Below are 13167 nucleotides of genomic sequence, written 5' to 3'. Positions count from 1 at the left end.
TTGACTATGGAGACGGCGGGAGTCGAGCCCGCGTCCAGAGGCCCCAACACTCTTAAGCGTCTACGCGCATAAATTGACTATTTAAGGTTCGCGCAGCATTATATGACAAAGTGAACCATATTTATTTTCAATACTTTTAAAGTGTGCCTAGTGGATATCTATTCGTTCTTCAGTTTTAAAATTATCTTCGTAAAATCTTTAAAATCATCGACATGCTTTTCTAAAATTGTTTCCAGTATATCTAGCTCTAGCGCTTGATAGTCATGCACAGCAATATTGCGGAAGCCAACCATATTCATTAGCGTTTTCGCCAATTCAGCGTCAATAATGTTGGCATCATGCAATAATTTAAATGCTTCACGGCTTGCTTTTGGTACACCTAGTTTACGTTCACTCACAATATGCATAGCCAAATCAATGCTTGCCTCACAAGCACGTTGAATATTTAGTATGATACTATCCTGTTTTGTAAAATCGGATAGGTTCGCAGGATTTCCTTCGTAAACCTCATCGATTCGATTCACACAGCGTTCGATTGTTGTTATTTTATTTAGTATGACATCATTCATCTCCAAAAACACTTCCTCTTTGTTTAATAGCATCAATGATTGGCGCGCGTTGCTCGTTTAGCGTTGCGTACATACTATAAGCACGTATTTTTTGGCGTATAAATTCATTCTCATCCTTTATATAAATCGGCAATCCTTGTTCAAAAATTTGCATCGTAAATACTGTGTCAATTAGTTTAATATCAACTAAATCTACTTCGCGACCTATGATTATTGCAAGCTCGCCGGCAAGACTGAAACGTTCATAAGATGGTAGCTGCTTGTCGCTAAAATAAGCAAGATCGATATCACTTTCTGCATGGGCAGTGCCTTTGGCAAATGAACCATAAAGCATAATGAAAGCTGGATTGACTGCTTGCGTTATTTTATTAATGAGTTGTATTTTTATTTCCTCTGTAAGCATGCATATCACCGTCATTTCCTTTATTTTAAAGCTTCTATACAATTAAGATGAACAAGAACACTTTAAAGCCTAAACAGCCTATTTTCAGTAATAAACATAATAAATCTTTAAAACTTACCGAAACGAGAAAGTGGACAGTAAATATTTAAATAGAATTATAAGTTGGAAAAAGCTACAATAAACAACTGCTTTACACACATTGTAGCTTACTATTCGTAGCTAAGGCAACTTAGATCATAGCAATCCAATGAAATCGCATGACATGAAAAAACATCATAAACCTTGATATTACAAGGTTTATGATGTTCAATAAAACTCTATGATATTTGACTATGGAGACGGTGGGAGTCGAACCCGCGTCCTGTGCGCTATCTTGGAAATCTCTTCTCGTTACCTCAAGAGGCAATAACGAGCGTATCCCACTAATAAGTGAACCTCGAAAAGGTGCAAGACATAACTTCAATACTATTCAGAATAACCTCTAATTTATGCGATGTACAGGCACGCATTCCCAGTCATGCAGCCGGTCGCATAATAAGTTTCAAATAAGCATTATTGTCTAACGGTTCATATTCAGCATCATTTTTTTCTATAAACAAAATTTGTCGAGTTTGATGATGTGAACTCTGCAGTGATTAAAAAACCTTCAAGCACTTCTTCGGTTTAATTTCGCGCAAATTCAAACACTGTTTCATCCCATGAAAGGACCTCATAACTATTTGTAAATTGCACTTTCTTTAACGCAAGTGACTTTAAAAATAGCGTTTCATTCTAATTTTAATAGAGATTGAATCGCTGTATTCGCCATGTTTGAAATAATAACATCATCCATCGGGGGATTGTATAAGCCTGCTCTGACGTTTAAATAATAACGATGCATCGGATTCGACTCGGATAACGCACGTGAACCGACAATTTTCATCGCTGTATCCACAATTGAGATCGCGGCATTTGTGACTGCTATTTTCGTTACACCTAATGACTCTTGGAATGTTGTTTTATCAGCTGCTGCTTCATAGCGTTCAATCGTACCGTACAACAAATGTCTCGCCGTAGACAACTCCAACTCCATTTCACCAATCTTTTGTCTAATGGCTGGCACTTCGGCAATTGGCTTTCCGAGTGAGACAGGCGCATATGAAGTTGCAAATTCAAGCGCATAATTTCTTGCTGCCGCCGCAATTCCAATATAACAAGCTGGAATATGAAGTAACCAACCTTTTGACACAGGTTCTACAGGCGTATTTTTCTTCAATATGTTCGTTTTCGGCACACGGACATTCGTTAATACGAGCGTATCACTCGCTGTACCGCGCATTGCTAAACTATCCCATGATTGTTCGATTGATACACCAGGCACGTTACGCGGAACCATAATGTGCTCAACTTCTTGCGCTTCAGTCGTTGTTGAAACGAGAAAATAGTCAAGAACCGGAGAGAGTGAAGTGTAAGTCTTTTCACCATTGATGATCAAATCTTCACCTTCAGCAACTGCATTCGTTTGTGGTAATCCACCACGCGTCGGACTCCCGGTATTATTTTCGGTACCCGCCGAGTTAATGAGTGCACCCTTTCGTATTTCATCTAACAAAAACTGTCCAGGCTTTTCTTTCCAATGGCGGTTTTCCGCATATTCAAGCACGATCCCATTATGCCAACCAATCGATAATCCCGTCGAGCCACTTCCTTCAGAAATGGCCTCTTGCGCTAATATATATTCATACAATCCAAAGCCTTGTCCACCATTCTCTTTCGGTAGCGTTAATAGATGATAGTCAATCTGTTTAAGATCTTCTATATCTTTAAAAGGAAACGACCCTAACGCATCTAGTTCAGCTTCTCGTGCCCTAAACGAAGGCTTTAATGCTTCGATTTGCTCCATTAACTTTCTCTGTTCCGATGTTTTAATAAATGAATGCATTGCCAATCTTTCCTTTCCAGTCAAAATGTTGTTCGTACACACTACTTAATCGGGCATGAGTAAATTCGGAAGAAACAAAAACAGGCTTGGTATAAATACACCGAGTACAATGACACCTAATGTTAGTCCGATAATCGGTAAAACCGCCAAGAATGCACGTGGTGTAGAAATCTCCCCCAATTGCGTAGCAATGAGTAAACAAATCCCATAAGGTGGCGTTACCATACCAACTGCTAACGTTAAGCAAACGATGATGCCCATATGAACTGGATCTAAATTAGCAATTGCACCCAACTTCATAAGAATCGGTAAGAAAATAATAATTGCTTCTAAAGGACTTAAAAATGTTCCAACAACGAGGAGAAATGCAATGATCATTAAAAAGATTCCCGTAGGGGACGTCGTGATATTCGTAATAAAATCTGCAACCAATTCAGGTGCATGTAAATAGCCGATGAGCCAACCCATGATGCCCGCAGTTGAGACTGCGAACATTGGCAGGGAATACATAATGACTGACTCCTTCAAAATCCTTGGCAACTCTCTGACTTTCAGGGACTTGTAAAAAAACATAAGGATTAAAGCATAAAATACAGCAATAGCAGCGGCTTCAGTCGGTGTGAAAAACCCACCTACAATTCCACCTAAAATAATGACTGGCAGTAATAGCGTAGCAAAAGCTTGTTTAAAAGACAGGCCTACTTCTTTCACCGTCGCTCTTGGGTAAGCTGGATAATTATGCTTAACAGCCATATGGTATGTATAACCCATTTGAACTAAACCAATTAATATCCCTGGTACAATACCCGCTAAAAAAAGCTTTCCAATTGAAACTTGAGCCATCGCACCGTACACAACCATCATAATACTCGGTGGAATGATGACACCTAATGTAGATGAGGCTGCGGTTATCGCTACTGTAAAACCTGCATCATACTTTTCTTTTATCATTGCTGGGATTAATGTCGATCCAACAGCTGCAGTATCCGCCGCTGCCGACCCAGATAACCCCGCCATAATCATACTAACGACTATGTTTATGTGACCTAAACCGCCTTTAATATGACCTACGAGTGCTCTCGAAAAATTGATCAATCGATTTGTAATCCCCCCGTCATTCATCAAACTACCTAATAGAAGAAAGAAAGGGACGGCCAAAAGTGTAAAAGAGTTAATACTCGCAAACATATGATTGATCACACTCGTAAAAGGTAAATCGATATAGATGATTGTAACCATAGAAGAAATACCTAGCGCGAATGCAATCGGTACACGTATGAAAATTAATCCAAAGAACACGATGAGGAGCAAAATGAGTGGATTCAATCAACATACACCTCTTTACGATTTAATTTCAAGAACCTTTTTGTATCTCTACCAATTAATTCAATTGTAAATAACAACATCGCAACCCCGGAGATTGGAATCGGGGCAAAGAAGTAAGCTACAGTAAAAGGCAGTGCATTAGATGCCCGCGAAAAACCCGACAATGTAAATTGATAACCGTACACAATCATAACGTAGATGAATGAGAGGACGATGATATGCGAAAAAATATCAAATCCTAAATTTAATCTCAATTTAGATGGCGCTAAGTCGACGATAAAATGTTTCTTATGTCTAAGAGCAATGGCTGCACCTAAAAACACAGTCCACAGGAAACATAACAAAGAAAATTCATCTGCCCAAACCATCGGAATATCAAAATAATTTCTCGCAATGACCTTCACAAATACGACAATAATAAAGGCAGCTAATAATAACACCGAAACATAAGTCAGAATTCTTTCTAGTAAGTTATTAAATTTTAATAGCACTATAAAAACCCCTTTAAAAAATTCAATAATCCTGCTAACAAGATATTTGCCCTGTCAGTATACAGCTTAGAACTACACACCGACAGAACAAACATTTGTAACTTTAGTCTTTTAAATCTCTTACAATTCCTAGTAACTCAGTTGCTTCTGAGTCTTCTGCCAACTTACCATGTAGTGGTGTTAAGATGTCGATAAATGCTTGTTTATCAACTTCTGTCGTCGTTACTCCTAAAGTCTCCAACTCTTCCAATAATTGTTGATCCAATTCAATTCCACGTTTCGTACCTAATTCACTGGCTTCAATCGCAACTTTTTCAATGATTTCGTTATATTCGGCTGGTAACTTATTGTAAGTAGCTTCACTCATTGAAAAGTGTGTTGCCATATAAAGATGTTCCGTTAAACTAACATAAGGTGCAACTTCGTTTAGCTTACTGCCCGTATAGCCGCTCAACGTACTTTCGAATGAATTGACGACACCTGTTTGAACTGCTGAGTACAACTCGTTCCACGCAAGTGATGTTGGCAACGCCCCTAATGCTGACCAGATTTCACTCTCAATTGGTGAACTAGGGATTCGCATTTTAATCCCATCTAAATCTGCTGGTGTTGCAATTTCTCCTTTATTATTCGATAAATAACGCGTTCCACCACCTGCTATTGACAACAACTTCATGCCTAAACTTCTATTCTCATATTCTGTTTTAAAATAATCATATAAAGGACTGTCATGACTAATCGCTTTCTCGAAGTGATTCATATCTTCAAATAAGTAACTAATTCCAAAAATTTGATACTGTGGAACAAATGCAGCTGCATTTTGTGCACCACCGATAATAAAGTCAACCGTTCCTATGCGTAATTCTTCTATCATTGTTTCATCATTTCCTAACGATCCATTCGCATGAATCGCAACTGTAACATTTCCATCTGTTTGCTTTTCAACTTCTTCAGCGAAGTATTTGGCCATATCTGCCCAAGGATGCGGTTCACTAATAACTGTTCCTAATCTAAGTTCGTATTTTTTCCCTGTTTCTACTTCACTTCCTTCAGCTGTGTCTTCAGTTTCCCCACAAGCTGCTAACACAAATACGAATGAAAGTACGAGCAAAAATTGTACAATATACCTTTTCATTAAACTCTCCCTTTTCTTTTTATATTTATAGTCGATGGTTTTTCAACCAAACGGTATACAATTTTCATAAGTCTAAGCGACAACATTTTGCTACACAAGGCCACTCACTAATTTACCCTATCTGTTTACTAGGGATTAAGTTAAAAAAATAGCCCGCTCAAGAAGATAAATTGTAACTAAACGATTCACACAATACTCTATACATTGTTAATCTCTTTGTCAAATTCACATGCAAAATAAAGTGCTTCATAATTATGTTGAATAATAGTGAAAGGTGCGCACGTCTCCATTAAGCAACCTTTGTGTATTATAAGAATAGCTTCTCGTACAGAGGTACTCGATTGATATTAACACTAAAAAAACGCCACCCCCCCTGATTTAACAAGGTTTATGACGTTCAATGGAATTCTATGATATTGCCCAATGGAGACGGCAGGAGTCATATCCGTGTCCAAAGACTCTAATTACTCAAGCGTCTACCCGTATAGATTCTCGATTGAGTTTCACGTATCATTTTGCCATTGGGATATTTTTTTATAAAAGGATGATATATCTTCCTTTTATTTATCTGCTTGTTTTTGCTTCTTTTTCAAATACTCCGCACGTAATTTTTCAAGATGCTGCTTTTTATCAAATTGGGCAGGCTTGTTTTTTTCATGATACTTTGTCACAGCCGCCTTACCTTTATTATCCAATTGATATTTCCCCACTCTTTTCACCTACTTTTCTTGTCTTTAATGAGAATTTATTCGATAAATATATTATGCCTAATTTCACTGAAGTAAACCTTATTAGTGTACTGCTAACTTTACGAATATCGAAGTGTATCGCACTTGCGCACCACACAATTGAAGCCAATTCTGGATGATAAGGATAAAAATAGGGATATTGAACAAGAGTTTAACTCCCATTCAATATCCCTAACCTTCAAAACCATTGATACGACTACATTTATCAGCCATACAAGTATGGAGACGGCGGGAGTCGAACCCGCGTCCAGAGGCCCCAACACTTAAGCGTCTACGCGCATAGATTGACTACTTAGGTTTCGCGCAGCACTTTGCCGTCAATCACGGCGTCCTGTGCGCTATCCTGGTAATCTCTTCTAGTTACCTCAGGAGGCGATAACTAGCGTATCCCACTAATAAGTGAACCTTACCGCGCCACATGGGCGATGGTACGATAAGGCAGATTCAGTCAGCTTACGCTGCGAATGCTAAATTGTTGTTTGTTTTGCCTGTTATTATAAATGGCGTTTTTACGGAGCCGACCCCTCCGACGCGCAACTTAAGCTCAGACTACCCCTGTCGAATCCGTAACGTCCCCGTATAATGGGAAGTTAGGAGTACCTTTAAAAGGTTCCGAACTACTGCTACAAGAAATAGTATACTATAATCTCACCCAAAAATCAATACTGCTGTCTATCTTTCAATGCGCGATCCATATCTCGCTTCGCTTCTTTGCGCTTTAAATCTTCGCGTCTGTCATGATGCTTTTTCCCTTTACCGACGCCAATCAACACTTTTGCAAAGCCGTCTTTCAAATGCATTTGAATCGGAACGATTGTATATCCTTGTTGTTTTGTTTTACCAATCAACTGATTAATTTGCCGTCTATGCAAAAGAAGTTTTCTCGATCTGATTGGGTCATGGTTAAAACGGTTCCCTTGATCATAAGGACTAATATGCATATTTAAAATCCATGCTTCGTTATTTCTAATTTGAACGAAGGATTCTTTTAACTGGACTTTACCTGCACGAATTGACTTTATTTCTGTGCCTTGCAGGACAATTCCCGCTTCTATCGTGTCTTCAATCGCATAATCAAAGTTTGCTCTTCGATTTCTAGCAAAAACTTTTCCTTTTCCTTTAGACATAATGTATTCCCCCTACTACAGCCAAGGGACAAAATAAATGTCCCCGGCATTATCTTCTTTTTCTTGGTCTTCTTTTTGAATTTTTGGCAATACCTTCATAAAACTTTTTCTTTTGATTGCCACCCTTGGACTTTCGTTCATTGTTGGCATTCGCTGATTTTCCTTGCTGTCTTCCGCCTTGATTTGAACCTCGTTTCGTATGAATCACTTTAGGCGCTTCTCTTCTCGTTCGATGCATATTCGGTTTCATCCCAACAAGTTCAAAATCAATTGCGGACTCTTCAGGTTTAACCGCAACAACGCGAATCGTTACTTCATCGCCAAGTCGGAATTGCTTTCCTGTATGCTCGCCAATCATAATCATTTGCCTGTCGTCAAAACGGTAATAATCATCCGTCATATAACTGACATGGACAAGTCCTTCAATCGTATTTTCAAGCTCTACAAACATCCCAAAGTTCGTAACTGAAGATACAATTCCTTCAAATTCCTCACCAATTTTATCAACCATATACTGGGCTTGTTTCAATGACGTTGTATCACGCTCTGCTTCGACTGCACGTCTTTCACGTTCTGACGTATGCTGTGCAATGTCAGCTAGATTTGCATTCCAATGCTCAATCGTTGCTGCTGAAACATCTTTTTCAAGTAGATACGTGCGAATTAACCGATGAACGATTAAATCCGGATAACGTCGAATTGGCGCTGTAAAATGAGTATAGAACTCCGTTGACAATCCGAAGTGCCCTAAGCTTTCTTCAAAATACTTCGCCTGTTGCATGGAACGTAATAACATGGTCGAAATGACCGCTTCTTCCGGCAAGCCTTCAATAGACTCGACAATTTCTTGCAAAGCTCTCGGATGCACTTCATTTCCAGAACCTTTGACGACGATCCCAAAATTCGTTAAAAACTCGAAGAACTTTTGCAGTTTTTCCGCTTTCGGATCTTCGTGGATTCTGTAAATAAATGGAACTTGCATCCAATGGAAATGCTCTGCAATTGTTTCGTTCGCTGCCAGCATAAACTCTTCAATTAATCGTTCAGATACAGTTCTTTCTAGAACGACAACATCCGTCGGCCAACCTTCTTCGTCAACGAGCACTTTCGATTCTTTAAAATCAAAATCGATGGCACCGCGTTCCATTCGTTTATTGCGCAAAATTGCCGCAAGGTCCGCCATATCATTTAACATCGGAACGATATGTTCGTATTTCTGAAGGAGTTCCTCATCTTTTTCTTCAATAATTTTGTACACATCATCGTACGTCATTCTTTCTTTCGAATTAATAACGCTCTCATATATTTCATGTTCAATGACTTTACCATTCTGATCGATTGTCATTTGACAAGTGAGCGTCAGTCGATCAACACCAGGATTCAATGAACAAATCCCATTCGACAACGCATGTGGCAACATTGGAATCACACGGTCTGTTAAATAAACACTCGTGCCTCTATCCAATGCCTCTTCATCCATCGGAGAATGTTCGGTCACATAATAACTAACGTCGGAGATATGGACAAATAACGTATAGGTTCCATTTTGATGGTTCACAACGGCAATTGCATCGTCCAAATCCTTCGCATCTGCACCGTCAATTGTAATCGCCATCTCTTCACGTAAATCACGACGTTTCCCTATATCCTCTTCACGTACTTCGTTCGGCACACTTTTCGCATGTTGAATGACTTCGTCTGGAAATTCAATGGCAATCCCATGTTTATAAATAATCGATAAAATATCGATACCTGGGTCGTTTTTATGTCCTAAAATTTTCGTTACCATACCCGTTGCAGACTTTGTATCCCCCGGCCAAGCTGTAATTTCTACAATAACTTTATGTCCTTCTACTGCGCCGAGTGAATCCCCTTTTGCAATAAAAATATCCATAGGCAGCTTTTTATCGTCCGGAATGACAAAACCGAAGCCGCGATTATCTTGGTATGTCCCGATGATTTGAGTCGTTTTTCTTTCCGCAATTCGCGTAATCGTTCCTTCGCGTCTTTCACCGGAACTACCTCCAGATACACGAACAAGTACGATATCGCCATTCATCGCACCATTCACTTCATGCGGCGGTATGAAAATGTCATCCATTCCTTCCGCTTCAGGCGCCACGAATCCAAATCCTTTTGCGTGCCCAATAAACTTTCCACGCACATGATTCATACGCTCAGGAACGCCATAACGATTCGTTCTCGACCGAATTAAATACCCACCCTGTTCTAAGTGAACGAGCATTTTCACCAGCTCTTTAAATTCAGCTGCTTGTTCAATTTCTAGCATGTCTTGAATCTCTTGTACCGTCATCGGCTTATATGATTCTTCTTTCATCATTTCTAATATTTTGTCTTGTAGTTCTTTAGCGAACGTATCCAAAGACATCCCTCCCATTCGTATTGATTACACGATGTCATTTTGTGTAAATCAACCAACCTTTTCAACTTAGTTTATCCTTTTATATTCTTTTTAACACTAGTTATAGCATCGGCATTTGTACGTTCATTCACACATGCCAATCCAGTGATTCTAAGAATTGATAAATATCTTCATGCAGCTGTTCTTTCTCAGGTCCAAGTGTAATGACGTGCCCCGATTTTTCATACCATTTCAACGTCTTGTCTTCCGCTTGTACATTCTCATAAATGACGTTCGCGGAATCTGGTTCAATGACTTTATCTAAAGAACCTTGCGTCACAAAAGTTGGTGTGTAAATATGATCGACATGATTGCGTACTTCGTAAATTAATTCACGTAAATCCTTCAATGAAGGCATCGTTTGACCTCGTAACTTTTCCACTTCTTCCTCGATGATGTCTTTACTTTTTCCTTCGTACTTTTTATATTCGCCAGCGTATTGAAGAACTCCTTCATACATAAGGTCAGTCGTTCTCATCGACATTGGTGCACACATTGTTACAATTCCCTTTAATGGCAGATTATAACCTAATTTCAATGAAAATACGCCACCAAGCGATAATCCCGCCACGGCGATTTCATCATAACCTGCGTCTTTTAATTGTTGATAGCCAGCTAGAACATCTTCCCACCATTCGTCGGGTCCTGTTTTAATTAATTCCTCTGGCGGTACACCATGCCCTTTGTAATGCGGCGCAAGCGATGTATAGCCTTTTTTCTCCAAGAAACGCCCCAGCATACGTACATCCGCTGACGTCCCTGTAAATCCATGCAATAGTAATACAGCACGTTTCCCTTGCTCAAAAAAGAAAGGTTTCGGTTGTGCAATTCTCATTTTTTAATAAACCTCCGCTTATTTCTTTTTAGCATCTTACTTCACAATTCATCTATACAGCATCAGTAATCTCTCATCTATATAGTAGTGTAGCATTCATTGCGTAATCTATTGTAGTATAAGGCTTCACGGCAATAAAAAAGCCCGAACATTCGTAATCGGAATGTCAGGCGATTAGTATTTATTAAGGTTATAAATTCCTGTTGAACTCATTAAAATTTAACAACTAAAATAGCGAGGACAAAAAATAATACCGCAAGAACAATCGTCACTCGTTGGAGAACTAAGTCTAATCCCCGAGCTTTTTGTTTTCCGAAAAGCTGCTCAGCTCCACCAGAAATGGCTCCCGAAAGACCTGCACTTGATCCAGATTGTAATAAAACAACTACAATTAATGCTAATGCTACAATTACTAGTAAAGTCATCAGTAATACGTGCATCCTGTTCCACCTCCTGATAGAAACTCCACAACTTAATCCATTTTACCAAATAGATGAAAATGTTACAACTATAAATTTAGTTTGCACGTTATATAACTGGTGATTTCCTCCCATTGTCTCGTTCGACGATAGCGTTGAGCCCCGCCGTTATTTTGGTGAGCTGGCGACTCGGAGGACTCCTATCATTTTAGCAAACTTATAGAATATGAAAACGTTGCATACTTTGCTAATAACGTTGTGTACTCTACACAAAGCGTTACGCACTTTCACAATAACGTTGCATACTTTCACAACAACGTTGCATACTTCGCAAAACGTTGCAAACTTTGCTGATAACGTTGTGTACTCTACACGAAGCGTTGCGCACTTTCACAATAACGTTGCATACTTCGCGGAGCATCGCTTTCTAACTCTAGACAAAAAAACCCGCACAAGGCGGGTTTTCACCAAATTACTTCCTTAAGTTATAAAAAGTTTTTAAACCGAAGTACTCTGCTGTTTCGTCCAATTGTTCTTCGATGCGAAGTAATTGGTTATATTTTGCAACACGGTCAGAACGTGATGGTGCACCTGTTTTGATTTGACCAGCGTTTGTTGCAACAGCGATGTCAGCGATTGTTGTATCTTCTGTTTCGCCTGAACGGTGGGAAATAACTGCTGTGTAGCCAGCTCTTTTCGCCATTTCAATCGCGTCAAATGTTTCAGTTAACGTACCAATCTGGTTCACTTTGATTAGAATAGAGTTACTGTTTCCTTCTGCAATTCCGCGTGCTAATTTCTCAGTGTTCGTCACGAATAAATCGTCTCCAACGAGTTGTACACGGTCACCGATACGATCCGTTAATAGTTTGAAACCATCCCAGTCGTCTTCGTCGAAGCCATCTTCAATCGAAACGATTGGATATTTATCGCAAAGCGCTTCATACCAATCAACCATTTCAGCAGACGTTCGTTCAACGCCTTCACCCGGTAAAACATAGATGCCTTTTTCTTTATTGTAAAGTTCAGAAGCAGCTACGTCCATTGCAAGAACGACTTCTTCACCTGCTTTGTAACCAGCATTTTCAATTGCTTCGATAATTGTATCAAGTGCTTCTTCACTTGATGCTAAGTTTGGTGCGAATCCGCCCTCATCACCGACAGCTGTGTTTAAGCCTTTGCCTTGTAGAACGTCTCTTAAGCTATGGAAGATTTCTGCGCCAACGCGAAGTGCTTCACGGAATGAGTCGACGCCTACTGGCATAACCATAAACTCTTGGATATCGACGTTGTTATCCGCATGCTCTCCGCCGTTTAAAATGTTCATCATTGGTACTGGCAGTTGTTTTGCGTTTACACCGCCCAGGTATTGGTATAAAGGCATGTCTAAGAAATCTGCAGCCGCATGTGCAACAGCCATAGATACACCTAGAATCGCGTTTGCGCCCAGGTTACCTTTGTTTGACGTGCCGTCTAAGTCGATTAACGCTTTGTCAATTGTTGCTTGGTCAAGGACTGAGTAAGCTTCTTCTAGCTCGTCCGCAATGTCTTCATTGACATTCTCAACTGCCTGCAATACGCCTTTGCCCAGGTAACGGTCTTTATCGCCATCGCGAAGTTCAACTGCCTCGTATTCACCTGTAGATGCGCCTGACGGAACCATTGCGCGTCCGAAAGCGCCGCTCATTGTTAACACTTCAACTTCTACTGTTGGATTTCCTCGTGAATCAAGAATTTCTCTAGCTTGAACAGTTGTAATAATTGGCATGA

The 13167-nt window shown here is 39.7% G+C and carries 12 protein-coding genes and 1 other RNA gene; all 13 read right to left on the bottom strand.

Features of this window, described 5'->3' with window-relative positions; translation table 11 throughout:
• Positions 1 to 158: 158 nt before the first annotated feature.
• The gene (gene hepT, locus BI350_RS04610) at positions 159 to 569 is read right to left on the bottom strand and encodes a type VII toxin-antitoxin system HepT family RNase toxin (RefSeq protein WP_075529236.1); all 411 of its coding nucleotides are present in this window, start codon (positions 567 to 569) and stop codon (positions 159 to 161) included.
• Complete coding sequence (mntA, locus tag BI350_RS04605; RefSeq protein ID WP_075527042.1) at positions 562 to 972, bottom strand: type VII toxin-antitoxin system MntA family adenylyltransferase antitoxin; 411 nt, start codon at positions 970 to 972, stop codon at positions 562 to 564. Before mntA ends, hepT begins: the two co-directional genes overlap by 8 nt.
• A gap of 766 nt (positions 973 to 1738) precedes the next feature.
• Positions 1739 to 2893 (bottom strand): acyl-CoA dehydrogenase family protein, encoded by a 1155-nt coding sequence (locus BI350_RS04600; protein WP_075527041.1) that lies wholly within the window; start codon positions 2891 to 2893, stop codon positions 1739 to 1741.
• 45 nt (positions 2894 to 2938) lie between these two features.
• Positions 2939 to 4219, bottom strand: a complete 1281-nt coding sequence (locus tag BI350_RS04595; protein ID WP_082294958.1) for a TRAP transporter large permease — start codon at positions 4217 to 4219, stop codon at positions 2939 to 2941.
• Positions 4216 to 4710 (bottom strand): TRAP transporter small permease, encoded by a 495-nt coding sequence (locus BI350_RS04590; RefSeq protein ID WP_075527040.1) that lies wholly within the window; start codon positions 4708 to 4710, stop codon positions 4216 to 4218. The genes BI350_RS04595 and BI350_RS04590 overlap by 4 nt, the downstream gene beginning before the upstream one ends.
• Positions 4711 to 4813: 103 nt before the next feature.
• Positions 4814 to 5845: a TRAP transporter substrate-binding protein gene (locus BI350_RS04585; protein ID WP_075527039.1), complete on the bottom strand. Its 1032-nt coding sequence runs from the start codon at positions 5843 to 5845 to the stop codon at positions 4814 to 4816.
• A gap of 560 nt (positions 5846 to 6405) precedes the next feature.
• On the bottom strand, positions 6406 to 6555 hold the full coding sequence (locus BI350_RS17045; RefSeq protein WP_168157249.1) for a hypothetical protein: 150 nt from the start codon (positions 6553 to 6555) through the stop codon (positions 6406 to 6408).
• 256 nt (positions 6556 to 6811) lie between these two features.
• Positions 6812 to 7171, bottom strand: a transfer-messenger RNA (tmRNA) gene (ssrA, locus tag BI350_RS04580).
• Between the two features lie 82 nt (positions 7172 to 7253).
• Positions 7254 to 7721, bottom strand: coding sequence for an SsrA-binding protein SmpB (gene smpB / locus BI350_RS04575; protein WP_075527038.1), 468 nt, complete (start codon positions 7719 to 7721; stop codon positions 7254 to 7256).
• A gap of 49 nt (positions 7722 to 7770) precedes the next feature.
• Positions 7771 to 10062, bottom strand: a complete 2292-nt coding sequence (gene rnr, locus BI350_RS04570; protein ID WP_245698327.1) for a ribonuclease R — start codon at positions 10060 to 10062, stop codon at positions 7771 to 7773.
• 169 nt (positions 10063 to 10231) lie between these two features.
• Positions 10232 to 10978 (bottom strand): alpha/beta hydrolase, encoded by a 747-nt coding sequence (locus tag BI350_RS04565; RefSeq protein WP_075527036.1) that lies wholly within the window; start codon positions 10976 to 10978, stop codon positions 10232 to 10234.
• A gap of 212 nt (positions 10979 to 11190) precedes the next feature.
• Positions 11191 to 11418, bottom strand: coding sequence for a preprotein translocase subunit SecG (secG, locus tag BI350_RS04560; RefSeq protein ID WP_075527035.1), 228 nt, complete (start codon positions 11416 to 11418; stop codon positions 11191 to 11193).
• A 451-nt stretch (positions 11419 to 11869) separates the two neighbouring features.
• Positions 11870 to 13165: a phosphopyruvate hydratase gene (gene eno, locus BI350_RS04555; RefSeq protein WP_075527034.1), complete on the bottom strand. Its 1296-nt coding sequence runs from the start codon at positions 13163 to 13165 to the stop codon at positions 11870 to 11872.
• Between the last annotated feature and the right edge of the window lie 2 nt (positions 13166 to 13167).

It is taken from the genome of Sporosarcina ureilytica, from assembly GCF_001753205.1.
GTDB classification, from domain to species: domain Bacteria; phylum Bacillota; class Bacilli; order Bacillales_A; family Planococcaceae; genus Sporosarcina; species Sporosarcina ureilytica.
This window is presented reverse-complemented; position numbering and strand designations above follow the sequence as displayed.

Excerpts from the sequence above, each read along its gene's own strand:
- hepT (WP_075529236.1), bottom strand. The coding sequence starts at position 569 with ATGAATGATGTCATACTAAATAAAATAACAACAATCGAACGCTGTGTG.
- mntA (WP_075527042.1), bottom strand. The coding sequence starts at position 972 with ATGCTTACAGAGGAAATAAAAATACAACTCATTAATAAAATAACGCAA.
- BI350_RS04600 (WP_075527041.1), bottom strand. The coding sequence starts at position 2,893 with ATGCATTCATTTATTAAAACATCGGAACAGAGAAAGTTAATGGAGCAA.
- BI350_RS04585 (WP_075527039.1), bottom strand. The coding sequence starts at position 5,845 with ATGAAAAGGTATATTGTACAATTTTTGCTCGTACTTTCATTCGTATTT.
- smpB (WP_075527038.1), bottom strand. The coding sequence starts at position 7,721 with ATGTCTAAAGGAAAAGGAAAAGTTTTTGCTAGAAATCGAAGAGCAAAC.
- rnr (WP_245698327.1), bottom strand. The coding sequence starts at position 10,062 with ATGATGAAAGAAGAATCATATAAGCCGATGACGGTACAAGAGATTCAA.
- BI350_RS04565 (WP_075527036.1), bottom strand. The coding sequence starts at position 10,978 with ATGAGAATTGCACAACCGAAACCTTTCTTTTTTGAGCAAGGGAAACGT.
- secG (WP_075527035.1), bottom strand. The coding sequence starts at position 11,418 with ATGCACGTATTACTGATGACTTTACTAGTAATTGTAGCATTAGCATTA.
- eno (WP_075527034.1), bottom strand. The coding sequence starts at position 13,165 with ATGCCAATTATTACAACTGTTCAAGCTAGAGAAATTCTTGATTCACGA.